Raw genomic sequence first — 26163 nt, forward strand, 5'->3', positions numbered from 1 at the left:
AATGGACTACCTAAAAATCAACAAAGAATTATGGAATAAGAAAACTGATATTCATGTTAATTCTGATTTTTATGATAATGAAAACTTTATAAAGGGAAAATCTTCTTTAAACTCAATTGAATTAGAACTTTTAGGGGATGTAAAAGGAAAATCTATACTTCATTTGCAATGCCATTTCGGTCAAGATACCATTTCATTAAGTAGATTAAGAGCAACAACCGTTGGAGTAGATTTATCTGATAAAGCGATAGCTACAGCCAAAGAGTTAACTAAAACCACAAATACAAATGCTGAGTTTATTTGTTGCGATGTATATGATTTACCAAACCACCTCAACCAAAAATTTGATATCGTTTTTACAAGTTACGGAACAATAGGTTGGCTACCCGATTTAGACAAATGGGCAAAGATTGTATCTCAATTTTTAAAACCAGAAGGACAGTTTGTTTTTGTAGAGTTCCACCCTTTTGTGTGGATGTATGATAATAACTTTAAAGAAATTAAATACAGTTACTTTAATGTTGAACCTATTATAGAAGTTGAAGAAGGAACTTATGCTGATAAATCTGCAAACATAAAACAAACGGAAGTTAGTTGGAACCATGATTTGAGTGAGGTAATTAACAGTTTAATAAAAAACGGATTAACCATTAATTCATTTAATGAATACGATTACTCTCCTTACAATTGCTTTAATGAAACAATAGAAATTGAACCAAACAAGTATAAAATAAAACATTTGGCTGATAAAATACCAATGGTCTATAGCATTATCGCAACAAAACACTAGTTTCATTTTAATAATTATTATTTATCTTTAGACCATACAAACAAAAGATAAATAATGAAATTTAGTGCACAGCAAATTGCAGCAGCCCTAAAAGGGTCAATAGAAGGAAATGAAAATGTAGATGTAAATAGCATCTCAAAAATTGAAGAAGGAAAACCGGGTTCAATTTCATTTTTAGCCAATCCAAAATATACTCAATACATCTATAATACAAATGCTTCAATCGTAATTGTAAACAACGATTTTAAAGCTACTGAACCTGTAAAACCAACTTTAATAAGGGTTGAAAATGCAGAAAATGCTTTTGGACAATTATTAGCAATGTATTCTCAAGTTAAGTTAGATAAAAAAGGTATTTCACCTCAAGGTTTTATTAATGAAACTGCTACTGTTGGTGAAAATATATATTTAGGCGAATTTGCTGTAGTAGCCGAGAATGCTAAAATCGGTAATAATGTAAAAATTTACCCTCAAGTTTATATTGGAGAAAATGTAACCATTGGTGACAATACAACCTTATTTGCTGGAGTTAAAATATATTCTGATTGTTTGATAGGAAAAGATTGTATTATCCACTCCGGAACTGTAATTGGTAGCGATGGATTCCGTTTTGCCTTACAAGATGGTGGTAAAAAAATACCTCAAATTGGTAATGTGATTATAGAAGACAATGTTGAAATAGGTTCTAACTGTTCTATTGATAGAGCGACTATTGGCTCTACTATTTTAAGAAGTGGAGTAAAATTTGACAACCTTGTACACATTGCCCACAATGTTGAAATAAAAGAAAATAGCTATTTAGCTGCTGGTAATGTTGTTGCAGGATCTACAACAATTGGTAAAAACTGTATGTTTAGCGGACAAGTTGGAATAATTGGTCATTTAGAAATTGCCGATAATACAATGATTGCTGCACAATCTGGAGTTTCAAAAAGCATTAAACAACCGGGCACAGCAGTAATGGGAAGCCCTTCTATGGAAATTACAAAATATAGAAAAAACTATATCCATTTTAAAAACTTAACAGACATCGTTGATAAACTTAAAGGTGTAGAGAAAAAAGTTAGCGAAAGTTAATTAAGCATTCCAAATATATTCTAAATCATAACCACATTTCTAAATATGTTGGGTTAACTTTGTGGCTATGAAAAAAAAGCTGAGAATAGTTTTTATGGGTACTCCAGATTTTGCTGTGGAGTCGTTAAAAATATTAGTTGAAAATAATTACAATGTAGTTGGTGTAATTACTGCTCCTGACAAACCAGCTGGAAGGGGACAGAAACTGAATGAATCGGCAGTTAAAAAATACGCTGTTGAAAATAACTTAACAGTATTACAACCCTCCAATCTAAAAGCAGAAGACTTTATTGCTGAATTAAAAGCATTAAATGCTAACTTACAAATAGTCGTAGCATTTAGAATGTTACCAGAAGTTGTATGGGATATGCCAGAAATAGGCACCTTTAATTTACATGCTTCTTTATTGCCTCAATACAGAGGTGCCGCTCCAATTAATTGGGCAATAATAAATGGAGAAAAAGAAACAGGTGTTTCTACTTTCTTTTTACAACACAAAATTGATACAGGAGATATTATTGCGCAAGAAAAAGTAGCTATTGGAGAGAACGAAACTGCTGGTGAATTACACGACAAGTTAATGCTAATTGGTAAAGATTTGGTTTTAAAAACGGTTCAAGACATTGAAAACAATAATATTACAACTCAACCACAAAACGAAAATCAAGTATTAAAAGAAGCCTATAAAATATTTAAACCTTTTTGTAAAATTGATTGGTCAAAACCAATTGATGAAATTCATAACCACATAAGGGGATTAAGCCCTTACCCTACTGCATTTGCTGAATTTAAAAATAAAGAAACAGGCGATATTATTTCCTGCAAATTTTTTAAAACAATTAAAGAATTAGCTGCTCACAATAATGAATCAGGTTCAATTGTTCAATCAAAATCTGAAGTTAAAATTGCTGTAAATGGAGGATATATACATTTACTTGAAATTCAACTCGCAGGAAAAAAAAGAATGGATATAAAAGCTGTATTAAATGGTTTCGACTTCAATAATTATTCAATAATTTGAAGTTATTTTCATTTATAAAATATTACCAAAAATTAGAACCGCATATAATTAAATTTATAATTGCAGAGATATTTTTGCAATTAATCAATGCGTCTTTTATGGCAATTATGCTAATCTACATGGAAAAAGTAGGTTATCAAGATCACGAAAGCGCTTCCTTTGTTTCTTTTCGATTTTTAGGTGTTTTATTATTTGCTTTTCCTCTCGGATTATTAATAAAGGGAAGAAAAATTGCACCTTTTTTTAAAATTTCATCAATAGCTACTCCAATGTTATCTCTTGTTATTTTAGAAGCTATTGATCATCAAAACGATATTTTACTTTACACAAGTTTGTTCTTATGGGGGCTTAGTTTTACAGGAATACAAATAACTGCCTTACCCTATATTTTGAGAAATGCTAGTAAAGAATCGCATACAGAGGCTATTACCTTAAGTTATTCTACTTGGAGTGTTGCGGGAATTGTTAGTGGTATTATAATCTATACACTTAATTTAATTAACCCTGAATTATTTAATGAGAAGCTAATCCTGCAAATTATTTCAATTCTTGGTTTTGGTTGTGCTATTTTTATTTTTAATATAAAACACAAAGAAATTGTTCCAACGCTTACTTCTAAACGATTAAACCTAAAAGATTTTGATTGGAAAATTATTATAAAAGCACTTGTGCCTACTTTAATAATTGCAGTTGGAGCTGGGCTAACCATCCCATTTATTGGCCTATTTTTTTATAAAGTACATGGATTAGATTCTAATCAATTTGCAATGCTTAGTTCATTTGCAACGGCAATAGTTTTCATCTTTGTAATATTTGTGCCTTACATCAAAAATAAATTGGGGTATAAATTAGCAATACCTTTAACTCAAACCATTGCTATTTTAGCCTTAATTACTCTAGCATTTACCGAAATTATGCCTCTTGAATTTGCTATTTACATCGCAATGTTTGCCTATGTAATTAGGCAGCCTTTAATGAACATGGCTGGACCTATGACATCTGACATTGTAATGAAATATGTAGGTGAAAAAAATAGAGAAATGATGAGTGCTTTAACTGCAGCTGTTTGGTCTGGTAGCTGGTTTATTAGCTCATTAATATTTCAAATTCTTCGCCAAATAGGTTTACAATACATTTATGTTTTCTTAATTACTGCTGGCCTTTATTTTTTCGGAGTTTTCATTTACTTCCTTTTAATTTTAGATTACGAGAAAAAAGTAAAATTAGGCGAAATCGAAAATTAGTTCCACCTCATCTGATAAATATCATATATAAATAGCTCATTTTTAGTACATTTAACACATGTTATTTATGAAGTATTTTAAATTTTATATCATCTTTATCTCCATTGTAGGTTTGTTTTCTTGTTCAAAAGAAGCAACGGTTTATGATAAGCCTGCTGACCAGATAACTCCTGGCAACGAAACTTTCTCTCAAATTTACAACACTTCAAACACCAATCTTTTAAGCAATATTATTAATGATATTGATGCTTCAGTAAATCCAATAAAAATTGCTACCGAAAATGGGTTAACCTACTTTGATGGAACTAATTGGACAACTTATTCTACTTTAAATTCATCTTTGCCAAGTGATATAATTAACTGTGTAATTACAGGTACTGCATACACTTGGATAGGCACTAATACTGGACTTGTTAGATTTGATGGGAATACTATGACTATATATAATACTTCCAATAGCCCAATTCCAACAAACAAAATAAGAAGCTTAGCAATAGACAATGTTGGAAAATTATGGATAGGAACTTTTAGTGGTGGTGGTTTAGCTAGTTTTGATGGTACAACATGGAATGTTTATACTCCTAGTAATTCTGACCTACCTAATAATGCTGTTGCTTCTGTAAAAGCAGATAACTATGGAAATATATGGGTTGGTACAGCAAATGGTATTTCAAAATTTGATGGTTTAAACTTTACAAACTATAATACTTCAAATTCTCCTTTACCAAATAGTAATGTTTACACCATTAATATTGACGATACAATTGTTTGGATTGGAAGTAATGGAGGTTTAACAAAGTTTAACGGCTCAACTTGGACTAATTATAACTCTTCAAATTCTGGATTACCTTTAAATTTAGTAAGAGCTATTGTTTTAAAAACAAGTACAAATTTAACTGTTGGCACTGAAGGACAAGGAATTGTTGATTTTAATGAAATAAGCAATACTTGGACTCATTATAACACCAACAACTCTAACTTACCAAACAACTACATTAATAATATTACAATAGCTTACGATAATAAAAAATGGCTATCAACCAATAACGGGATAGCCATTCAATAAAATAAATATATACCTAGTTTATTATTCTTTAATAAATTTGAGATTCTTCTTATTAAAATCATCACTTAATGTAAGAAAATACATTCCTTTAGTTAAGTTACCGGTTGCTATAATAAATCTATTTTCCCCCTTTTCAGAAGTGTAGGTATTACTTAATACAATTTTACCTGATATATCATGAATTTCAAGTAATACATTAGACCTAGTATTTGTATTAAACGATAAATAGCTCTCTCCTTGAACTGGGTTTGGATATAAAGCTAATAAATCAAAAGAAGTTTCAATCTTAACAGATTCAATATTTGAATACGTATATTTTCCATCAAAATCTGTTTGCTTAAGCCTATAATAAGAAATTCCTTTATAAGGCTTTGTATCATAATCTGTATAACCTTTAAATGAAGTTGAATTACCTTCTCCATCAACTACTTTTACAACTTCATAATTTTCACCATCTATAGATTTTTCAATTGTAAAATAATCATTATTTGTTTGAGATAATGTAATCCATTCTAACTCAACAATGTCGTCCTTTACTCTAGCATTAAATTGAGATAATTCAACAGGAAGTAATATATTAGTTCCAGAAAACTCCCATGTACAATTTGAGCCAGCATTACCATCAGTTGCAATAATATAAGTATTTGCTGGATCTAGGCCAGACAATGTTAGAGGAGTATTACCAACTGCACAACCTAAAAACCCAGGTGACGTGTAAGTCCCTACATCTCCACAAGAAGCCCAAACTCCAAATTGAGCAACCCCACCTGCTCCATCATTACAATTAATATCAGTTATATCAAGTGTTGCTGTAACATCTGATACATTTACTTCATAAAATGTGGTATTCTCATTACTCCCCCAATTACCACCATCACATGGATAACCTCCTACAGCTGGAGTTGTAAAAGTTGCTCCAGTAGCACCTAAATTACATGCTCCACCACTTGCTGCAGTTGCAGTTGCACACTCATCATTAGCAGGTGGAGCCCCAGCAGCAATTTGACCATAATCTATTGAAAAGGCATTTGATGCATAATAATACAACCACAAATCTTTAGTATCATCTAAATTACTAAATGTTACATTATAAATAGCTATACCTGAACCCGAGACATTAAATGTAGGTAAACACCCTATATAAGAACCTGCCGTAGGGCAAGTTGCACCTGGAGCCGTTTGATAAGCAGCTACATAACCAGCAGTATTACCAGGAGGAGCACCATTAAAAGCATCAAACTGCCATTGATACTGTTCAACACCTGGTTCAAGACTAACGTGTAACCATCCACCATCATCACCAACAGCACTCGAACAACCTATGGTTGCAGCATTATAAGGCTCTGTAGGAGATGCACTAGTTACAACTTCTGCAACTGGGTTATATAATCCATAAGCAGAAGTTCCAATATGCTCGCAAACATATGGGTAGATATCAGCTTGAGAAGCAGTTGTACATCCACTTGTACCGGTTATTGGTCCTGGCTGAGTACATGAAGGACAGAAAGCTCCTCCACAATCAACTCCAGTTTCATCACCATTTTGAATACCATCTGTACATAAATTACCACAAGGTGCACAAACAGACCCTCCACAATCAGGTCCTGTTTCTTCTCCATTTTGAATTCCATCTAAACAAGTACCACATGGTTCACAATCTACACCCCCACAATCTATCTGATCTTCATCAGCATCTTTAACGTTATTATAACAATGACCTGAAATAACTGTAAAACAATAATCCTCCGTTTCTCCAAAAGTGTTATCATAACAACCACTTGTGGGATTGGTGCTATAACTTGTAACTATTCTAATTTCATAATCACCATCAGCTTGACCTCCAGGTATAGTGATTGTGCCTGTTAGTTGGCCACCTCCTGTTGTCTCCCCCATATCTACAGCTTCACCTGCATCTAAAAAATCACCATCGTTATTCCAGTCAATATAATAAAATGTGTGAAGAGTATATGCTGAGCTTGTCATATCAACTGTTAATGTAGTAGATGTTCCTACAATTAACTCAACACAAGACCCTGTATAATCTGTATAAGGAGTCCATCCACTCGATTGGCTTATAGAATTAGCATTTCCTGGTATCGAAACATTTGAGATATGACCAGTTGTTGCTGATCCCCAAGAAACATCACAATAATCCCAACATCCAGGGCCTTCAGAGTTAAATGTCATATCATCAGAAAAAGAGGCTGTACCGTCGTTAGAAGTCCATGTATAAGTGTAAGCGGTACCTGCTGTCATTCCTGTTGCAGTTGAAGTTGGACTATTTGGACTCGTAATAGTTGGCCCAGCTGGAGATACAGTCCAAGTACCTGTTGCTGGTGCTACACTGTTACCAGCTAAAGTTACAGATGTAGAACAATCTCCAGTTGCTTGGTCGCCACCTGCATTAGGCGCTGGCAAACAACCAATAGTTGCTGAAAACGAAGGGTTTGGACTACTGTCTTCACATAAAAACCGAATTGTAATACATGCTCCAGGTGCACTCCCAGTTACAACTACAGGAGATCCTGTAGAATTCGGTCCATCTTGATGTAAGATAGTTCCACCGGTTCCTGTACCATCATAAACATATAAAATATCATCACTATTTGTCCCTCCATTATTATTTAAAGTAACACTAGTTATATTAAAATAAGCAACTTCACCGGCAGCAGGACAAATAGTCATAGTGTAATCACCAGTTGAAGAAAAAACATCACTAATTGTACTAGTACCACAAGTATAACTTCCGCTATTATAAGTATTGCCATTTTCTGTAGTTAAATCAAAGTTTTGACTAAACGATTTAATACTAAATGAGAACAAAAAAATTGCTACTAGGTAAAATTTATTTAATGAAAACATTTTCATAATATCTTAATTAAAACTATTAATCTTTTATTTCAGGAACAATTGAAATAAAAAGAGGTTTTTTGTTTTTTGAATCAGTTCCAGGAGTTTTAGATTCCGTAATGCTTATTTGCGATTCACTTGGAATGAAATAAGCTTCCTTTAAAGTTCCATCTTCAGTTTGAATTACTTCAAAGGAATCATTGTTGTTTATAGCGTTAGAATCATTAACAACTTCAAGAGTACCTTGAGCAAATAATCCTAATGGTAAAAACAATAATATTGTAATTAATTTCTTCATTTTATTCTATATTTGATAAGTGGTTAAGGACGTTTTTCCTTTAGGGTGTTCACTTTATCTATAAATTTATATGTAATTTGTATAACAAACTTACTAATTTATAAGTACTTATAACTAAAATAATAACAAAAAATCGACCTGACAATAATTATTTAACAAAATATAACTATAAAATTGGATTCCTACACAGTTAAAATGAAAAACTTTTTATACATACTCGCCTTTATCGAAGGTGGTGCTGTAATGTGTATTGAGTTGTGTAGCGCTAAAATATTATCTCCATTTTTTGGTACTTCTATTTATGTATGGGCTTCAGTTTTAGGTATTACTCTTACAGCATTAATGTTAGGCTATTACTTTGGGGGCTATCTTTCTAGTAAAAACAAAAAAACAACTACTATATTTTGGTTAATGCTTATTGGAGGATTCCTAGTTTCAGTAACTCCAATTTTAAGTGATTTTATTTTACCCATTACTATTCGCTTTAACTTATTGATTGGCACAATAGTATCCTTATTCTTTTTCATGTTTTTTCCGTTGTTTTTATTTGGAGCAACTTCGCCTTTATTAATAAGCTGTTTAACCAATAACGTTAACGATTCTGGTAAAAGTAGCGGAACCATTTATGCAGTTTCAACTTTTGGAGGTATAATTACCACTTTTACAGTTGGTTTCTATACCTTGCCAGAGTTTGGGATAGCAAAAACGTTATACACTTATGGTTTATTGGTTATCCTTTATACAACATTTTTATTTATTACTACTCGAAATTTTAAAATGCCAATAGCCATTATTGTTTTAGTTGGTTTATTGAGTTACAATTTCCATAACCGGTTTCAATATGAAAATACCCTATATGAGTCAGAAGGTATTTTAGGTCAAGTAAAAGTTATAGAGCGCTATTACAAAGAAGGTGAAACATTTAAACCTTATAGAGAATTACTCGTGAATAATATTTGCCAGACTATGATGGATAAAGATAATCCTGAAAAAAGTTACTGGGACTATGTTGACATTTTAACTCGAAACATTAATCATTATAAAAAAGGGAATAACACATTGCTACTAGGGCTAGGTGGTGGCACCCTATACAAACAATTAAGAAAAAACAACTTAATTATAGATGTTGTTGAAATTGATGCAAGAATTGCGGATGTTGCAAAAAAATATTTTCACATTGAAAATGATTTAACAGTTGAAATTGATGATGCCCGACATTATATAAATACAACCAAAAATAAATACGACATTGTTATTTATGATTTGTATAATAGCGAAACTCCTCCAATTCATTTAATGACTAAAGAATCATTCAAAGAAATTAAAGCTATTTTAAATCCTAATGGTTTGCTAATTATTAATTTTTATGGTTACGTAAATCGCTCTAAAGGTAAAGGTGCTCGGTCTATTTACAAAACACTTAAAGATTGTGATTTTAATACACATCTAATTGCAACTCCAGGTAACGAAAATCAACGTAATTTGTTATTTATGAATAGCCCGAACACACTTGAAGTAAAGAACAACAACTCTACTATTTATATTAATGAAAATGATATTAATATAAATGATGCTGTAGTTTTAACTGACGACAAACCAGTTTTAGAACACATTTATTTAGAAGCAGCTCTAGATTGGCGCAAAAACTACAATGAAATTAATGCTAAACAATATTTAAATAATTATGGCAAAAACTGAAACAGAGGTATTGATTGAAATGCTCGAAATGAATAGAGATTTAACTAAGTTTTATTTAAAGAAATTAGAAGGTCAGGATTTATACAAAGTGTTTGAAGTAGAAGGAAAAGAACTAAATAGTATTTTATGGCTAATTGCACATATAACTGTTTCTGAAAATTGGTTACTATTGGTTTGCACCGGAGGAGATAGAGTAAAGATACCTTGGGCTCGTCAATTTGGTTTAGGTTCTGAGATACCTAAAAAAGAAGATTATCCTAGTACTGAAGATATAATGACTCAATTTGATAATGTACATAATACAGCTATAAATTATATTAAAACATTAACGGAGGAGGATTTAGCAAAACCAACAACTAATGGGGTAAATTTTGGAGGAGAAGATAGTATTAGAGCTATAATTAAACATGCTGCTAGACATGAAGCAACTCATGCAGGGCATTTAGGATGGCTATGCAAATTATTTGGCGTTAAAACAATTTAATGCTAAATACTTGTTTAATCATTTTATTTCGTATAATTGTACTGTCTTATTCCTGACAAGAGTTAAAATCAACAAAAGTTATTTTCACATATTTCAAATAAATTGTTGTAATTATTATAATTACTTTTTCATATCATAAAGCAATTGCATTTTCTTGCAAGAATCTCATAAAAAGACATTAAAAAATAAAAACATTATCACATTACATGTACGATATTATTGAATTGAACAAAAAGCTAGTTGGCGAATTGCGCGACATAGCAAAAGAAGTTGGGCTTAAAAAGTTTGAAAAACTTAAAAAAGAAGATTTAGTTTACCAAATTTTGGATCAACAAGCAATAAACCCAATTAAAAAAACAACCACTGAAAAACCCGAACCAAAAAGAAAACCTGTAGGTTCTTCAAATGGTTCAACAGGAAACAGTAAACCAAAAAGAAAAAGATTACCTTCTGATACTCCTGATTTATTTAAACCAATAGATAAATCTAATGAGCCCAAAGAAGTTCCTGCTGCCAATGTTGCTTCAGAAAACAAACCTACTCCAATTGAAAAACGAGTACCTAACAAAAGGCCAATTGAAAAAGTAGCTCCAGTTAAAGCAAACAACGAAGCTGTTTCTACCGAAACTCAAAAACCAGAGGAAAATACAAACCAAAACACGCCTCATAAAAAACCAAATCACCCGAATCCAAGACCAGAAAAGAACATTCCAAACCCAAGACCTGCAAACGAAAATAGACCTGCAAGATCTTTTGATAAAGAAAGAAAACCTAAACCAGAGGCTGAATCACTTTATAATTTTGATGGAATTGTTGTTAGTGAAGGTGTTTTAGAAATTATGCCTGATGGCTATGGTTTCTTACGCTCTTCAGATTATAACTATTTAAATTCTCCTGATGATATTTATGTTTCTCAATCTCAAATTAAATTATTTGGATTAAAAACTGGTGATACCGTTAGAGGTGGAATTCGCCCTCCGAAAGAAGGTGAAAAGTATTTCCCTTTAATTAAAGTAGAAGCAATCAACAATAGAGAGCCAAGTGTAGTAAGAGATAGAGTTCCTTTTGAATACCTTACTCCTATTTTCCCAAAAGAGAAATTAAATTTAGCAAGCCAAGGTTTATCTACAAGAGTAATCGATTTATTTACTCCAATAGGTAAAGGACAAAGAGGTATGATTGTAGCTCAGCCTAAAACTGGTAAAACTACCTTACTTAAAGATGTTGCAAATGCAATTGCAGCAAACCACCCAGAAGTTTATTTATTGATTTTATTAATTGATGAAAGACCTGAAGAGGTTACAGACATGGCTAGAAGCGTTGATGCAGAAGTTGTTGCTTCTACATTTGATGAACCTGCAGAAAAGCATGTTAAATTAGCTAATCTTGTTTTAGAAAAAGCTAAACGTATGGTAGAATGCGGACACGATGTAGTTATTTTATTAGATTCTATTACTCGTTTAGCAAGAGCATACAATACTGTTTCTCCTTCTTCTGGTAAAGTATTATCTGGTGGTGTTGATGCTAACGCTTTACACAAGCCAAAAAGATTTTTTGGTGCAGCTCGTAAAATAGAAAATGGTGGTTCATTAACCATTATTGCAACTGCACTTACTGAAACTGGTTCTAAAATGGATGAAGTTATCTTTGAAGAATTTAAAGGTACTGGAAATATGGAGCTTCAATTGGATAGAAAAATTTCTAACCGTAGAATTTACCCTGCTATCGATATCGTTTCATCGAGTACAAGAAGAGAAGATTTATTACTTGGCGACAACATTACACAACGTATGTGGGTGCTACGTAACTACATTGCAGACATGAACCCAGTTGAAGCAATGGAATTCTTAAGAGATAGAATGAATCAAACCGTTAGTAACGAAGAGTTTTTAGCTTCGATGAACGGATAAAGAATTATTGAATTGTGAGTTATGAATGTTGAATATTATAGATTATTCAACATTCATAATTTAAAACTTAAAAATCATAAAACGTGTTTAAAAATCCTTTTCAAGTAGCTATTTCATTTGCTGTAGTAGCTCTTTTAGTTAAGCTTATTATTTTTACGCTTGAAGCTCAACATGGTGCAATGGAAACTTATATCCGATACATCTATATGTTAATATTATTAACAGCTGTGTTTTTTGGAATAAGAAGTAATAAAATTACTGAAGAAGGTCCTACTTCTTTTGGACAAGATTTTAAAGCTGGGGCCAGAACTGCAGCTTTTTTCGCTTTACTTGTAGCTGGTATTACATATGTTTATTATGCAAAAATTGATGTAAACTTTTTCCCTATCATGAAAGCTGATTTAATCAGTCAATATGCTGATATGATTCCTGATTTAATTAAAGAAAAAGGCTTAAAAGAAGCGAAAGCAATTACTCAAAATAACATTATTGGTTTAAACACTATTTTTTCTCCCTATTCGCAAGCTACCTACACCTTGTTTGGTTTAGTTTTTATGGGAATGTTTAATTCTGTTGTTTTTGCCTTGGTTATGAAAAAAATACCTGGATTTAAATAGCAGTATTTCCTTTTTTATACTTTCTATACTTAACTACTAGTTCAACAAAAAGTAATCCTACAATAGAAGAAAATATAACGTTTAAATAAGAGATTTGAATCGATTTAATTTCAATTTCTACTACTTGAGACAACATCATTAATGCAGATAGACCAAGTATTATATATATAATACCTTTGGTGTCTAATCCTATGAAATTAGGTTTATCTTGCGCAAAATAGTGTGCAATTTTATCGCTTAAATCTACTTGCTTTGTAACTTCTATTGATTCTTTTATATGAATAGCGAAAGATTGTTCTTCTTCAACTTTGTTTAAACATTGATCGCAAGCTTTTAAATGCTGTTCAATTGTATTTGAATAATTGATATCACTAATCAGTTGATTAGCATATTCAAAAACTTCTATTTCGGTTAAATGCTTATCCATGGCGTAATTGGTTAATTAAAGTTACATCTTTTTCTGTTAAAATAGATTTAAAACTCTCTCGTGCTCTATAAAGTTTTACCCTCACGTTACTTTCTGAAAACTTAGTTATTTCTGCAATTTCTTTTAGTGACATTTCTTCTAAATAAAAGAGGGTTAGCATCTCTTTAGCATCAGTTGATAATTTATTAAAGTAATACTGAATTGTTTCATTTAAATCTTCGTTATCAAAAAGTGCTATAATATTATCTCCATTTAATGTGTTTTCTATACTAGGAGAAATTTCAGTTGTTTCTAATTTATTTATTCTAATGTAGTTTAAGGTTTCTCTTCTTGCAACGGTGTAAACCCAAGTTTTTAATTTTGAGTCTCCTTTAAACTGCTCTATTTTTTCGATACACTTTATTAATACATCTTGAGTAATTTCTTCAGCCACCTCATTATTGTTTAATATCCTAACACAAAGCACATATACAAACTGCTGGTAATTATTTACAAAATAATTAATAGCAGAAGTTTGCTTATTAATAAGGCCCAATATTAAATCTGAATCTTTCAAATATCTTAAATCTATTAAATAAGACACACATATACATAAATACGTTACAACTATTTTAAAAAAATATTTTTTTCTTTTTTTGTAACATCTAAAAACAAACCTGTGTCAAAGAATACAGAAACCAATAAAAATTAATATTATGAGAGAAGTAATAGCAGTATCAATACCAATCATAATTACCCTAGGGGCATTTGCAATGATTGTTATATTAAGAAGATTAGAACATTTAGAAAAATTAAAAATGATTGAAAAAGGAATGGACATCAGTAAAATGCAAAAACCTCATAAACCGGGTGGTGCAATAAAATTTGCCTTAATGGCAATAGGTGTTGGTATCGGTCTTTTTGTTGCTAGCATTTTAGATTCATACACAGAAATAGATAATGAAGTATTATACTTTTCAATGATATTTATCTGCGGAGGTGCTGGCTTATTTATTGGTAATGAAATTGCTGATAAAAGAATTAAAGAAGCAGAAAAAAATCAATAGTGCAATTAGTTTAGTTAGTGTAAAAAAGGTGAGTTTTAAAACTCACCTTTTTTTTATTTCACCAAACCTCTTCCAAATTGGTCTAAATTTTTTCCATCAAAATTACCCGAGCTCATTAATAACAAAACTTTATTATTCCAATCTTTGGTGGATAACATTTCAAACAATTCGTCAGAATTATTATAAATCGTAACATTATCAGAACCAAAAGCAGCCTTAACTTTTTCTGGTGTTATTGCGGCAAGTTTTTTATGTGCTATAGTATGATTGCTATAATAAACATAAGCCTCATCAGCACTAGCCATACTATCTTTATATTCTTTTAAAAAAGTAGCATTTAAACTACTAAAAGTATGCAGTTCCATACAAGCAATTACTTTACGTTCAGCATATTGTTGCTTAACCGCTTGGGTTGTTGCTTTTAATTTCGATGGAGAGTGTGCAAAATCTTTATATACAGCAGTTATTTCATTTTTAGCTATTAGTTCTAATCTTTTCGATGCTCCTTTAAAATCTTGAATAGCTTCATAAAACTGTTCATCATCAATTTTTAACTGGTTACATACCAATCTTGCACCTTCTAAATTTTGTAAGTTATGATCTCCAAAAATTTCTAACGGAATTTTATTTCCATGAACTAAAACAGATGTTACTCCATTTTCTATTACGTTTTCTGGTGTTTGGTAACCAATTCTATCAATATCAGGATTTGGTGTCATCAAGGCAACTTTATTTACTTCAGCATCTGCTTTGCAATAAATTAAAGCTCCTTTTTTCTCAATTAATGAAACAAAAGTTGAAAACTGTTCTACATAATTTTCAAAAGTTGGAAACACATTTATATGATCCCAAGCAATTCCACTTATTAATGCAATATTGGGGTGATACAAATGAAATTTTGGTCGTCTATCAATAGGAGAAGACAAATACTCATCTCCTTCTAAAATAATCAACTTAGAATCGGTTATTTTAACCATTGTATCAAAGCCTTTTAATTGCGCTCCAACCATATAATCAAAATCGATATTTAGCTTGCCTAACACATGTAAAATCATTGAAGTAATTGACGTTTTACCATGGCTACCACCAATTACAACACGTATTTTATTCTTAGATTGCTCATAAATGTATTCTGGATAAGAATAAACTTTTACACCCAATTCTTGTGCCTTTAACAACTCAGGATTATCAATTCTTGCATGCATTCCCAAAATAATAGCATCTAAATCTGTTGTTATTTTTTCGGGAAACCACCCAAATTCTTCTGGCAAAAGCCCATATTTAGCAATTCTACCTTTGCTTGGTTCAAATATTTCATCATCAGAACCAGTAACATTAAATCCTTTTTTATGTAAGGCAATTGCTAAATTGTGCATTGCACTCCCTCCTATTGCTATAAAGTGTACTCTCATAGTTGTTGCTAAATTTTAGTTTTTAAAGCACTATAAACTTATTTTAAAATATAGTTGCTTCTACTTTCTTATCTTTGGAATTGTCAACAACAAAGTGTTACTATAAAAAAATCAACATGAAAATTTATCCTTTAAATACCGGAAATTTTAAATTAGATGGAGGTGCAATGTTTGGCGTTGTACCTAAAACAATATGGCAAAAAACAAACCCTGCCGATAGCAATAACATGTGCAGCTGGAGTATGCGTTGCATGCTTATTGAAGATGGTGATAAATTGATTTTGATTGACAATGGAATTGGCGACAAACAAAGTGAAAAGTTTTTTAGCTATTATTACATGTTTGGTGACGATAGTTTAGAAGGCAACATTAAAAAATTAGGATTTCATCCTGATGATATTACAGATGTATTTTTAACACACCTGCATTTTGACCATTGCGGTGGTGGAATTAAATGGAACAAAGACCGAACAAAGTTTGAAGCTACATTTAAAAATGCCAATTACTGGACCAACAGTAGCCATTGGAAATGGGCCACAGAACCTAACTCAAGAGAAAAAGCTTCTTTTTTAAGAGAAAACATAATACCAATGATAGAGTTAGATCAGTTGCGATTTATTGACAAAGAAGGCTTTAATTATTTTGATATTTTAATGGTAAACGGACATACCGATGCACAAATGATTCCACACATTAAATACCAAGATAAAACAGTAGTTTTTATGGCTGATTTACTACCTTCTATTGGACATATTCCTGTGCCTTACGTAATGGGTTATGATACTCGACCTTTATTAACCTTAGATGAAAAAGCTGAATTTTTAAAAACGGCTGCTGACAAAGAATACATCTTATTTTTTGAGCACGACCATGTAAATGAATGTTGCACTGTACAACATACCGAGAAAGGTGTCCGTTTAAAAGATACATTTAAGTTTAATGAATTGTTTAGCTAAGGTTTGAGATTAAACACTACAAATTCATTAATTATTAGTTTTTGTTTGTTGTTTACACTAACAACAAAAGCACAGACTTGTGCTGTAGTATTTGAAAGTAGTGATACCAATTTCTATTTTACTTCTAAATTGAATCAACAAATACAGAACTCCGTTTTTGTGAATAACATAAAACTAACGGGTTTAGAAGCTAACAATAAATATTTGGCTCAACTAAGATTTAAAAACGACACCATAGAACTTCAAGAAACCTTGTTTTTATTGGATGCAGGATTTACCCATTATTATAAGGTTGACAAAAAAGGGATACACCTAAAAAAAATTGCCCCCACATTGGATGAAAAACCCGACCCTAACCAATATTTAGTGGTTTATGATGGATGGCAAAAGCCACAAAAACCTGTTGAAAGTTTAATTGACTCTAACGAAATAGTAAAAGATACTATTGAATTTGAGAGTCATTATCAATTAAATGATTACGAAGGAAAAATTGGTTGCCCTTGGCCATTAAACGTTGATGATTTTAATGCACTTTTAATTGAAGTAAAACAGAAAAACTTAGAAGACGATAAACTTGCTTATTTAAAAGAACAACTTGATACTGCTTGTATTTTAACCGAGCAATTGAGTAAAATATTTACTGTTTTAGAATACGAAGAAAGTAAACTAGATTTTGGCTTGTTTATTTACCCTAAAACTTTCGATATTGACCGCTTTTTTGATATTGCCAAACAACACCTTAAATTTGAAAGTCACATCGAAGAGATTAGGAAACGGTATAAAGTAAAGAAAGAGTAAAATTTAGCTATATTTATTCACTCGCTTCACTTTTTGTAAATGACAAAAAAGACTACATAACTGCAATCGCATTTTTCGAATTAGGATTACGATATTTTCCAGATTACCTTGATTTTTATGTCGATATTATTGAGTATTCTATGGTCTTAAACGATATGAAAAAAGTAGATCATTATAAAAATATTCTGCGCAATAAGACAATAGAAAGTTCTTATATGAATAGTTCAGAGAAAGAAGAACTATTGGAGTATATTAATAAAGAATAAAACGTTTGCTAACAATGGCTATAAGTAATTGCTTTTTCTCTCCTACTTTGGAAATTCCTGCGGAATTTCCAACTTGGTGTTTACTTGTAAAGTTAAGTGCTAAACCACGCAACTACTCATAGCCAAGAACGTTAAAACTACTCCCCAACCTTTAGCAATTTAGTTGAGAATACACCGTTTTTAGTTTTTACTTCAATAAAATAAACTCCATTAGGATAGTTGGAAATATCTAGTTGAACAGTATTAAACTTCTTTAAGGTTTCTCCCAATACATTTTTAAGTGTAATGTATTCAATCATCTCATCACTTTTTATTGCAATTTTACCAGTTGTTGGGTTTGGAAATACCAAAGATTCGTTTTTATCCGTTAATTCTTCTATTCCAATCACATCAATATATTTAGTTTGTGCTGCATCAGCACTTGCTTGTATATCAGATAAGCTATCACCTGCTATTATAGCAAAAGATATAATTTGACCTTCTCCAGGATTTAGAGTGAAATTACCTGAGCTTACAACATGCATTACATCTTGTCCATTTGGAGCTCCTGCATTTAATCGGTTGGTTGCTATTGTCGTAAACTTTTCTGCGGTTGTAAAACCTCCATTCATATCTACTCCTCCTGCACCACCTGAAACATAATCTATACTGTAATTATAAGCTGTAGATGCAGATAGTAATTTTATTGCTGCATATATGGTATCGGGTTCAAGCGAATGCACATACCCCATTTTTCTTAGTGCATCGTATCCAGATTTATTTTTGTAAGCATCTTGTATATCCCAATCGGCAAACAATCCGACATGCAAATTTGTTAGTGGTGTTATTCCATTATTTTTAAGGTTATAAGTAACAATTATATACTTATCATCTGGTGCTGATGAGTAAGCGTAAGCATTATGTTCAACACTTAAATCTATAGGTGTTGGCAACAAAGGAGAATCATCAAATTGTCCAATTAAATCTATAGCAGATACATATGGTGGATTAAACATTACATTTTGTGCTGAACTAAAATCATTATCCTGCCCGCTTAACCCTCTAACAACATCAGCAACTCTTGTAGTCCCATCTCCAACCATTAAACCAGCTTCGTAAAGTAATTGCTCACCATTGTAAGAAAAACCTAACCCAATAGTATTACCTGCATCTAAATACCCGATTCTACCTATACTGGTTATTGTTGAGCTAACCTGATTTTCAGTAATATTTATAAAGTTAGGGTTAATCAACATTGTAAAATATTCGTTAATTGTATAACTACCATTAGAAATAGTGGCTTTAAATAATATTTCTTCATTTGACCCAGCTCCACTTAGTACTTCAACTAAAAAGGGATCTGTTGCATTATCTACTTGTTCCAAAGAACTTAAACTTGGCAAAGCTGTTGTACCATCAATTACATTTACAAAAGAGGAAAGACTACTCAGGGTTACATTTAACCCAGTTATAGCTGATAAATAGTTTAGGTAAGTTCCTGAAATTCTAACGGTATCGCCAGCTTCAAAAATTTGATTATTATTATCAGTAAAAGTTTTTGAAATTAATTCAACAAATTGAGCAGATGTAGATAAAGCATCAAACAAATCTAATCTACCATTTCCTAACTTGTCAAAATAAGTAAGATTTAACGGATTCATATCATCTGCAGTAGCTCTTAGTTGAGCTGCAACTTGCTGATTAGAATAGCTAGGAAACTGCGCTTTAACTACTGCTGCTGCTCCTGCAACAACTGGAGCTGCCATAGACGTTCCTCCATTGTAGCCATAACTACCCGTATAATATGTACTCCACATTGCTTCACCAGGAGCAGAAATATCTACATAATAGCCATAGTTAGAGTTGTTCTTTTTAAAATCACTTTGCTCGGATGCTGCAACTGTTAATACACTTTCATAACCAGCAGGGTAAAACATAGTTTCTCCATCATCGTTTCCACAAGCACCAATTACCAAACAGCCTTTATTTATTGTTGCGTAATCAATTACGTCCTTTTGAAACAACCCAGCAGTATAGCTTCCCCAAGAACAATTAATAGTAAAACAACCGTGATCTGCTGCATAAACAACACCTTGATAGGCTTTTGTTAAAGCGCCTGTTGCATCAGAAATTTTTATAGGCAAAAATTTAGAGTTAAAACCAATGCTTGCTATTCCTGTTACATTATCAGTAACGGCGGCTGCTAATCCAGTTACATGAACACCATGAGCACTAGTATTATATTGTGCACTATTATCTTCTTCTCCCATATCCCATCCCATATAGTTATCTACATAACCATCATTATCGTCATCTATTCCATTTATTGGATCTGCATAATTCTTTTTACAATTTCCTAATAAATCAGGGTGTGTTTCATCCCAACCTGTATCGGTTATACCAATTACTACATTTGTATCTCCTTTGTTTATGTCCCATGCATTAAAAGCATTTGTCATGGTTAAATGCCAATTTTTTAAAGGGTCAGCAGCATTAGTATCGCTAGGTGTATAAGCCAATTGAGGAACAATATACAATTCTACATACTGAAATATTGAAGCTTTTTTTAATTTACTAATCACTTCTTTTTCAGAGATATTAGAATCGTAATTTAATTGATATATTAAAGATAAATCAACCAATTTTTTATTCAATTCTTGGCGATGATTCGGAAATATCTTTTTTAATTCAACAACATTAATCTCGTTACTGATTTTTTGAAAATTTATATGTTTGATTTCATTTTCTGTACAGTTGTTTCGATAAGCTTCTTTAACTTTTAAAATAATGGTTTTTGGTAAAAAATCATCTACAACTTGAGACGACCCAACAAAAGAGCTTACTAAAAAGAAAAGTAATACTGAAATGTGCTTAAGACTGTTCATTTTACTAAATTACTTAAAATAGCATTCTATTTTTTAATGATTTAATTAACGAGCTATTATTACCTTTTCAAGGTCGAAACCTACCTCTTTAAGTATTTTTAGATAATAAATTCCATTCGGTAAATGGCTTAAATCCAGATTGATTACAGATTGATTACTAACCTGTTCAGTATACAACTCACGACCTTGTATATCAATTAAAATCAACGACTTAATTGTTAAATCTTTAATTTCAGCTTTAAAAATTCCTTGAGTTGGATTTGGATATAATTTTACACCTGAGGCACTATTCTGTTGTTGTACAGTTAAAATAATTACATTAATCGTATCGGAGTTTGATTTACATCCAAATGAATCAGAAACTTGTAGAAAGTAATCTCCATTACTTTGAGCAACTAAAATTGTATCATTTTCACCCACCAAGCTATCCGTATTATAATACCATTGTAAATCTAAATTAGTAGCATAGATAAGTGTATCATTTCCTACAACGTTTATAAAGGGTTTAATTGGTAAAGGATGCCATGTAACGTTAATCGTATCACTCCATGATCTACAACCACTCTCATTAATAACCTCAGTATAAATACTATTTGTTGAATCTAAGTATATTGATGAAGTTGTATCTCCGGTTGACCATAAATAACTTGAATAAACTCCCGCATTTATTTGAGCAGAATCACCATCACAAATATCAATATCAGTACCTAAACTGAACGTGAAGTTAGAGGTGTTTAGTGCTGCAAATGCATCAACCTTACCATATCCAAAAGCAATGTTAGGGACCGAACCTGTATTTCCATCAGATTTAGCTGTGGAAGTAATTGCATTTTTAACCTCAGCCATTGTAGATGTATTACATTTTTCGAAATACAAAGCAGCTACACCTGCTATTACTGGTGAAGCCATTGAAGTCCCGCCATTATAACGATGCATTCCTCCTAACGCAATTCTCATTCTATTTGTTGGCGCTACCATATTTGCCGCAATAACTCCAGCAGAAACTGGTCCAATTACATAATCACCTGTTGCAGCAATGTCTGGCTTTAAAGTACCTCTTCTTGTTGGCCCTCTACTACTACTCGCAGCTCTAAACCCTGGTGTTTTACCTGTAAATCGTAAAATTGTATCAACATCTATATAAGTTGCTCTATTTACAAAATTAGCCACTGTTAATAATGACTCCACATTTTGAAAACTACTTACCATAGATTTAAGTGAATCTGGTAAAACATAGTTCACAATTTCTGGTAATATCGTTTCTAATGGTAAAGGAGAATAAACATAATTTGAAGTTCCGAGTGCTGACATAGTCCAAACATCCATACGCCCATTACCAGTAGTTTTTAAACTAAATAGTAGTTGATTAGAATCAGGCTCTTGCATATGCACTTGCATTAAATACTTATTACCTTGTAGTTCGGTATAAAAATCAACAATCCCTAAAACTTGTGATGAATCATTTTTAATGGTATCGGTTTGTAATCCTAAAATATTTTTAATGTTATAAAATGGTGTTGTCCCTCTTTCTTCATAAGTTCCTGATGGTAAATTTGCACCAACAGAAAATTCTACATTGTTAAAATCAGCTGTATCAGCCCATAATTCATAAAAAACAGAACCATAACCTAATGCAGATGAACCATTATATTTAAACCATGTAAAGGTTGTATCATTGGTTATTTGATGCTCTAAATGAAACTTATAGGTATTAAAATCACCCGCATTTCCAGCTGCAGCCACAAAAGCTCTTCCTTCTTTATAATTAACAATACTATCAATTAATAAAGATGCAGCATCCTCTCCATCATGAGATCCAAAATAATCACCCATGCTAACATTTATAACACAAGGCATATTATAACTATCAGCAACATCGTAGATAAAATTAACAGCATCTACAACTGTAGAAAGCCAATTTCCAACACCTTGATTACTAGCTACAACAACTAAATTAGATTCTGGAGCAACTCCCCTATAATTATTTACACCTAACCCATTACCAGCAGCTATTCCTGCTACATGAGTACCATGGTTAACACCATTATGGTCAACATGTGTGCAGTTGTTATTATTTATAGCACTAGAATCCCATACTTGACCATAACCATAGCTACTTGAACCGTCATCCGAATTATATTGATCCCAAATTGCTAAAATTCTTGTATTACCTAATGTATCTTTAAAATCAGGATGATAGATATCTATGCCGGTATCAATAAATCCTAAAACAACTCCTTTACCTGTATAAGGTTGATCTAAAGGCTCAACACCATTATGAATAGGAACAACATTATTGTGGATTATCATCGTATCATTTAGAACAGTTCCTTTAGATAAGCTATATTCTATAAAATCCACAAAATCATTTTTTGAAAAATCTACAATCTTACCTGCTGGAACATCCACTTGAACAATATTGCCAGTACTTAGTTTTACTCTCCCTCCTAATTTATTCACTTCGCGCTTTATTTCTAAAACATCTCCATGCACAAAAAGAGCAATTAAATCTTCGCTTTTAGAACTATTTATTGCTGCTCTTAAACCAAAATTAACCTTTGCTTGCTGAGCATAAACACTAATAGAAATGAATACAATAAAAAATAAAACGAGTTTTTTCATGAGTTTAAATTACGGATTTATTTAAAATCCAACTCACTATAAGATGGAATTTCCTTGATAAATTCAAATGAGTTTTTAGAAAAATCGATTTTACAACAATAGTGATTTAACCCATTAGACACAATTAAGTATGGTACTTTAAAAACCACATTGTATCTTGAAATTTGTTCAAATGTTGCTTCAGTAATTTTAATTTTTGGCGCTTTAAATTCGATTAACACAATAGCGCTCCCATTTTTATCGTAAACTACTGCATCTGCTCTTTTTTGCAACTCATTTAATTTTAAACCCTTTTCAATAGCAATTAAACTGGCTGGATATTTTTTATCATGTAATAAAAACTGAATAAAATTTTGGCGCACCCATTCTTCTGGTGTGTTTACCAAATATTTTTTACGAATAAAATCGAAAATAAACTGTTTACCTCCCTCCTCTTTTAACTTTATAGGATAAGATGGCAAATTAAGTTGTAGCATTTTTTATAAAGAAACAGCTGCTTTTATATGTGGATGAGGATCATAACCCACCAATTCGAAATCTTCAAATTTAAAATCGAATATTGATTTTACATTTGGATTAATTTTCATTGTAGGTAAAGGTTTAGGTTCTCTTGTTAACTGCAATTTAGCTTGTTCAATATGATTGTTATACAAATGAACGTCACCAAATGTATGTATAAACTCTCCATATTCTAAATCACAAACTTGTGCTACCATCATGGTAAACAAAGCATAAGATGCGATATTAAAAGGCACACCTAAGAATGTATCAGCACTTCGCTGGTACAATTGGCAAGACAACTTTCCTTCTGTTACATAAAATTGAAAAAAAGCATGGCAAGGTGGTAATGCGGCTTTATTATTAGCTACATTTTCTTCAAAAGAAACTGAAGTATCAGGCATTACGCTTGGATTCCATGCCGAAACCATTAACCTACGGCTATTTGGATTTGTTTTTATTTGATGTATTAAATCTTTAATTTGATCAATTCCTTCACTATTCCAATTACGCCACTGATGACCATATACAGGGCCTAAATCACCATTTTCATTTGCCCATCCATCCCAAATTTTCACACCATTTTCTTGCAAATACTTAATATTAGTATCGCCATTAATAAACCATAACAACTCGTGTATAATTGATTTTAAATGAAGTTTTTTTGTAGTTACACAAGGAAAACCTTCACTTAAATCGAAACGCATTTGATAACCAAAACAACTAATTGTTCCCGTTCCTGTTCGGTCTCCCTTTTGAACACCGTTTTCAAGAATATGGTCTAATAATTTTAAATACTGCTGCATAATAAATTGAAAATTTAAGCGATAAAATTCGTAGAAAATTCAGTTAAATTAATCGCTTGTTAATAATGTTTTATAACTTATGTTATATTTGATTTATGAAGTTAAAAGCTACATCTTTAATCGCACTGCAAGGAGTACTTTTCATCATATTCTTAATTATCACTTCTGGTTTCAACCGGTTAGCTGCCGACGACTTTTATTACATTGGTGAATTAAGCACAAAATCAGTTAGCGAAGTTTACCAACATTTATATTTTAAATGGCATGGACGCTGGACTTCAAACTTTTCTCAAGTCATCAGTTTTAAGTTTTATGAATTTCCCTTTTTCTTATTCTTTGCAAACCTTATTTCATTTAGTTTTCTTTTTCTCAGTACTTATTCTTTAGCAGCTAATTTAAAAAAGAGATTTGTGCTTAACCTCAATAAAAATGAACTTATTGTTTACACTTTTGTATTTCTAAGTGTTTTCTTTTTTTGTTGCGTTTCGCCCTCCTCTAGTTGGTTTTGGCACACTTCAGCTGTAGTTTATTTATGGAGTGTAACTGCATTTATTTATCTCTTTGCACTATTTATAAAGCCATCAACTTCAATTTTAGAATACGTTTTATTAGTTCTTAGTAGTATTTATTTGGGTGGTTCTAATGAGCCATTAGCACTTTTTAGTTTAGTTTTTTTAAGCTATCATTTTTATCAAACAAAAAAAGCGACAACTATTCTCTCTTTTAGTTTAATACTTATCGCTTTTTTAATTAATTACTTTAGCAGTGGCACTACTTTTAGAGATGGAATTACCCCTAGCTTAAGCTTTGGCAATTTAATAGTATACACTGGCTATGGAACACTTAAATTCTTTCTTTTTTCTAGCTACAAAACTTTTATTCCTGCATTGTTGCTGGCCTCACCTTTTTATTTGTTAGGACAAAAACAAAGTGCTGAAAAATCATTCTTTAATCCAAAAAAAGAACTCTTATTTTCATTTTTGTTTATTATATTTTTTGCAATCCTCAATCAATTGCTTGTTATTTATGCTTTGGGTGGCTTAGCTCCAGACAGATCAACAACAGCTAGTTCTATTTTAATTGCATTAGTTATAGTTCGATACTTATATTTATTAGGTAAACATCACAAACCAAACTATTTGAAGTTAAAACTGATAATTATTTTTAATTGTATTGGACTATTTGTTTTTACAAGCATTACAAGTTATTATCATTTTAACTATGCTAAAGCTTATGATGAAAGAATGGAGGGAATAGCTAACTCCAGCGAAAAATTAATAACGGTCAGACCATTGCCTTTTTCAGGGTATATTTATTCTGCTGAAATTAGTACAGATACAAACTATTTTTCTAACCAACATTTAAAAGCTGGGTTGGGTTTAGACCAAGAAATTAGACTTGATGTAAATTAAA

General features: G+C 31.6%; 22 protein-coding genes. 13 read left to right on the top strand and 9 right to left on the bottom strand.

All coding sequences use genetic code 11. The annotated features are described in order from the left end of the window. Window position 1 precedes the first annotated feature (1 nt). From FRY74_RS00995 to FRY74_RS01015, 5 genes are all read left to right on the top strand, one after another. Entirely contained in the window at window positions 2–790 is a 789-nt protein-coding gene (locus FRY74_RS00995) for a class I SAM-dependent methyltransferase (RefSeq protein WP_147097735.1), read from the top strand. 54 nt (window positions 791–844) lie between these two features. Next, window positions 845–1867: a UDP-3-O-(3-hydroxymyristoyl)glucosamine N-acyltransferase gene (gene lpxD / locus FRY74_RS01000; RefSeq protein ID WP_147097737.1), complete on the top strand. Its 1023-nt coding sequence runs from the start codon at window positions 845–847 to the stop codon at window positions 1865–1867. A 67-nt stretch (window positions 1868–1934) separates the two neighbouring features. Then, complete coding sequence (gene fmt / locus FRY74_RS01005) at window positions 1935–2888, top strand: methionyl-tRNA formyltransferase (protein WP_147097738.1); 954 nt, start codon at window positions 1935–1937, stop codon at window positions 2886–2888. 74 nt (window positions 2889–2962) lie between these two features. After that, window positions 2963–4132 carry an MFS transporter gene (locus FRY74_RS01010; RefSeq protein ID WP_223265793.1) on the top strand — a complete coding sequence of 390 codons (1170 nt, stop codon included), beginning with the start codon at window positions 2963–2965 and terminating at the stop codon, window positions 4130–4132. 67 nt (window positions 4133–4199) lie between these two features. Beyond that, window positions 4200–5198, top strand: a complete 999-nt coding sequence (locus FRY74_RS01015) for a ligand-binding sensor domain-containing protein (protein ID WP_170227912.1) — start codon at window positions 4200–4202, stop codon at window positions 5196–5198. 21 nt (window positions 5199–5219) lie between these two features. Here the strand turns inward: FRY74_RS01015 and FRY74_RS01020 are convergent, their stop codons facing one another. Then, window positions 5220–8066 carry a T9SS type A sorting domain-containing protein gene (locus tag FRY74_RS01020; protein ID WP_147097743.1) on the bottom strand — a complete coding sequence of 949 codons (2847 nt, stop codon included), beginning with the start codon at window positions 8064–8066 and terminating at the stop codon, window positions 5220–5222. 19 nt (window positions 8067–8085) lie between these two features. Next, on the bottom strand, window positions 8086–8346 hold the full coding sequence (locus FRY74_RS01025) for a hypothetical protein (protein ID WP_147097745.1): 261 nt from the start codon (window positions 8344–8346) through the stop codon (window positions 8086–8088). 195 nt (window positions 8347–8541) lie between these two features. On the opposite strand from FRY74_RS01025, the gene FRY74_RS01030 reads away from it, so the two are divergent. The 4 genes from FRY74_RS01030 to FRY74_RS01045 all read left to right on the top strand — a co-directional run bounded on the left by FRY74_RS01030 (window position 8542) and on the right by FRY74_RS01045 (window position 13055). Further along, complete coding sequence (locus FRY74_RS01030; RefSeq protein WP_147097747.1) at window positions 8542–10044, top strand: fused MFS/spermidine synthase; 1503 nt, start codon at window positions 8542–8544, stop codon at window positions 10042–10044. Further along, window positions 10031–10528 carry a DinB family protein gene (locus FRY74_RS01035; protein ID WP_147097749.1) on the top strand — a complete coding sequence of 166 codons (498 nt, stop codon included), beginning with the start codon at window positions 10031–10033 and terminating at the stop codon, window positions 10526–10528. The genes FRY74_RS01030 and FRY74_RS01035 overlap by 14 nt, the downstream gene beginning before the upstream one ends. Before the next feature lie 206 nt (window positions 10529–10734). Beyond that, complete coding sequence (gene rho, locus FRY74_RS01040) at window positions 10735–12438, top strand: transcription termination factor Rho (RefSeq protein ID WP_147097751.1); 1704 nt, start codon at window positions 10735–10737, stop codon at window positions 12436–12438. A gap of 83 nt (window positions 12439–12521) precedes the next feature. Beyond that, a complete protein-coding gene (locus FRY74_RS01045; protein ID WP_147097753.1) occupies window positions 12522–13055 on the top strand; it encodes a DUF4199 domain-containing protein in 534 nt (177 codons plus the stop codon). Here FRY74_RS01045 and FRY74_RS01050 read toward each other — a convergent pair. Next, window positions 13048–13482, bottom strand: coding sequence for a hypothetical protein (locus FRY74_RS01050; protein ID WP_147097756.1), 435 nt, complete (start codon window positions 13480–13482; stop codon window positions 13048–13050). The two genes, FRY74_RS01045 and FRY74_RS01050, sit on opposite strands and share 8 nt — an antisense overlap. Continuing rightward, the gene (locus tag FRY74_RS01055; protein WP_170227913.1) at window positions 13475–14038 is read right to left on the bottom strand and encodes an RNA polymerase sigma factor; all 564 of its coding nucleotides are present in this window, start codon (window positions 14036–14038) and stop codon (window positions 13475–13477) included. Before FRY74_RS01055 ends, FRY74_RS01050 begins: the two co-directional genes overlap by 8 nt. 139 nt (window positions 14039–14177) lie before the next feature. Between FRY74_RS01055 and FRY74_RS01060 the strand changes: the two genes are divergently transcribed. Continuing rightward, window positions 14178–14528 (top strand): DUF6249 domain-containing protein, encoded by a 351-nt coding sequence (locus FRY74_RS01060; protein WP_147097760.1) that lies wholly within the window; start codon window positions 14178–14180, stop codon window positions 14526–14528. 53 nt (window positions 14529–14581) lie between these two features. Here the strand turns inward: FRY74_RS01060 and FRY74_RS01065 are convergent, their stop codons facing one another. Further along, the gene (locus tag FRY74_RS01065) at window positions 14582–15940 is read right to left on the bottom strand and encodes a UDP-N-acetylmuramate--L-alanine ligase (RefSeq protein WP_147097762.1); all 1359 of its coding nucleotides are present in this window, start codon (window positions 15938–15940) and stop codon (window positions 14582–14584) included. Window positions 15941–16056: 116 nt separating this feature from the next. On the opposite strand from FRY74_RS01065, the gene FRY74_RS01070 reads away from it, so the two are divergent. Beyond that, entirely contained in the window at window positions 16057–16896 is an 840-nt protein-coding gene (locus tag FRY74_RS01070; protein WP_147097764.1) for an MBL fold metallo-hydrolase, read from the top strand. 3 nt (window positions 16897–16899) lie between these two features. Continuing rightward, window positions 16900–17694 carry a DUF4476 domain-containing protein gene (locus FRY74_RS01075; RefSeq protein ID WP_147097767.1) on the top strand — a complete coding sequence of 265 codons (795 nt, stop codon included), beginning with the start codon at window positions 16900–16902 and terminating at the stop codon, window positions 17692–17694. 403 nt (window positions 17695–18097) lie between these two features. Here FRY74_RS01075 and FRY74_RS01080 read toward each other — a convergent pair whose 3' ends face one another. From FRY74_RS01080 to FRY74_RS01095, 4 genes are read right to left on the bottom strand one after another with little or no spacing between them, the layout of a single operon-like run. Next, window positions 18098–20824, bottom strand: coding sequence for a S8 family serine peptidase (locus FRY74_RS01080; RefSeq protein ID WP_147097769.1), 2727 nt, complete (start codon window positions 20822–20824; stop codon window positions 18098–18100). Window positions 20825–20869: 45 nt separating this feature from the next. Continuing rightward, window positions 20870–23446 carry a S8 family serine peptidase gene (locus tag FRY74_RS01085; RefSeq protein ID WP_147097770.1) on the bottom strand — a complete coding sequence of 859 codons (2577 nt, stop codon included), beginning with the start codon at window positions 23444–23446 and terminating at the stop codon, window positions 20870–20872. Window positions 23447–23463: 17 nt separating this feature from the next. Continuing rightward, window positions 23464–23922, bottom strand: coding sequence for a type I restriction enzyme HsdR N-terminal domain-containing protein (locus tag FRY74_RS01090; protein WP_147097772.1), 459 nt, complete (start codon window positions 23920–23922; stop codon window positions 23464–23466). A 3-nt stretch (window positions 23923–23925) separates the two neighbouring features. Further along, a complete protein-coding gene (locus FRY74_RS01095) occupies window positions 23926–24750 on the bottom strand; it encodes a thymidylate synthase (protein ID WP_147097774.1) in 825 nt (274 codons plus the stop codon). 95 nt (window positions 24751–24845) lie between these two features. Here FRY74_RS01095 and FRY74_RS01100 point away from each other — a divergent pair, with 95 nt between their 5' ends. Continuing rightward, the gene (locus FRY74_RS01100) at window positions 24846–26162 is read left to right on the top strand and encodes a DUF6056 family protein (RefSeq protein WP_147097776.1); all 1317 of its coding nucleotides are present in this window, start codon (window positions 24846–24848) and stop codon (window positions 26160–26162) included. The last annotated feature ends 1 nt before the right edge of the window (window position 26163 follow it).

The organism is Vicingus serpentipes, assembly GCF_007993035.1.
In the GTDB taxonomy this organism is placed as follows: Bacteria; Bacteroidota; Bacteroidia; order Flavobacteriales_E; family Vicingaceae; genus Vicingus; species Vicingus serpentipes.

What these genes read in the sequence shown, in the direction of transcription:
- FRY74_RS00995 (WP_147097735.1), top strand. Translation starts at nt 2, where the DNA reads ATGGACTACCTAAAAATCAACAAAGAATTATGGAATAAGAAAACTGAT.
- lpxD (WP_147097737.1), top strand. Translation starts at nt 845, where the DNA reads ATGAAATTTAGTGCACAGCAAATTGCAGCAGCCCTAAAAGGGTCAATA.
- fmt (WP_147097738.1), top strand. Translation starts at nt 1,935, where the DNA reads ATGAAAAAAAAGCTGAGAATAGTTTTTATGGGTACTCCAGATTTTGCT.
- FRY74_RS01015 (WP_170227912.1), top strand. Translation starts at nt 4,200, where the DNA reads ATGAAGTATTTTAAATTTTATATCATCTTTATCTCCATTGTAGGTTTG.
- FRY74_RS01020 (WP_147097743.1), bottom strand. Translation starts at nt 8,066, where the DNA reads ATGAAAATGTTTTCATTAAATAAATTTTACCTAGTAGCAATTTTTTTG.
- FRY74_RS01025 (WP_147097745.1), bottom strand. Translation starts at nt 8,346, where the DNA reads ATGAAGAAATTAATTACAATATTATTGTTTTTACCATTAGGATTATTT.
- FRY74_RS01030 (WP_147097747.1), top strand. Translation starts at nt 8,542, where the DNA reads ATGAAAAACTTTTTATACATACTCGCCTTTATCGAAGGTGGTGCTGTA.
- FRY74_RS01035 (WP_147097749.1), top strand. Translation starts at nt 10,031, where the DNA reads ATGGCAAAAACTGAAACAGAGGTATTGATTGAAATGCTCGAAATGAAT.
- rho (WP_147097751.1), top strand. Translation starts at nt 10,735, where the DNA reads ATGTACGATATTATTGAATTGAACAAAAAGCTAGTTGGCGAATTGCGC.
- FRY74_RS01050 (WP_147097756.1), bottom strand. Translation starts at nt 13,482, where the DNA reads ATGGATAAGCATTTAACCGAAATAGAAGTTTTTGAATATGCTAATCAA.
- FRY74_RS01060 (WP_147097760.1), top strand. Translation starts at nt 14,178, where the DNA reads ATGAGAGAAGTAATAGCAGTATCAATACCAATCATAATTACCCTAGGG.
- FRY74_RS01065 (WP_147097762.1), bottom strand. Translation starts at nt 15,940, where the DNA reads ATGAGAGTACACTTTATAGCAATAGGAGGGAGTGCAATGCACAATTTA.
- FRY74_RS01070 (WP_147097764.1), top strand. Translation starts at nt 16,057, where the DNA reads ATGAAAATTTATCCTTTAAATACCGGAAATTTTAAATTAGATGGAGGT.
- FRY74_RS01080 (WP_147097769.1), bottom strand. Translation starts at nt 20,824, where the DNA reads ATGAACAGTCTTAAGCACATTTCAGTATTACTTTTCTTTTTAGTAAGC.
- FRY74_RS01085 (WP_147097770.1), bottom strand. Translation starts at nt 23,446, where the DNA reads ATGAAAAAACTCGTTTTATTTTTTATTGTATTCATTTCTATTAGTGTT.
- FRY74_RS01090 (WP_147097772.1), bottom strand. Translation starts at nt 23,922, where the DNA reads ATGCTACAACTTAATTTGCCATCTTATCCTATAAAGTTAAAAGAGGAG.
- FRY74_RS01095 (WP_147097774.1), bottom strand. Translation starts at nt 24,750, where the DNA reads ATGCAGCAGTATTTAAAATTATTAGACCATATTCTTGAAAACGGTGTT.
- FRY74_RS01100 (WP_147097776.1), top strand. Translation starts at nt 24,846, where the DNA reads ATGAAGTTAAAAGCTACATCTTTAATCGCACTGCAAGGAGTACTTTTC.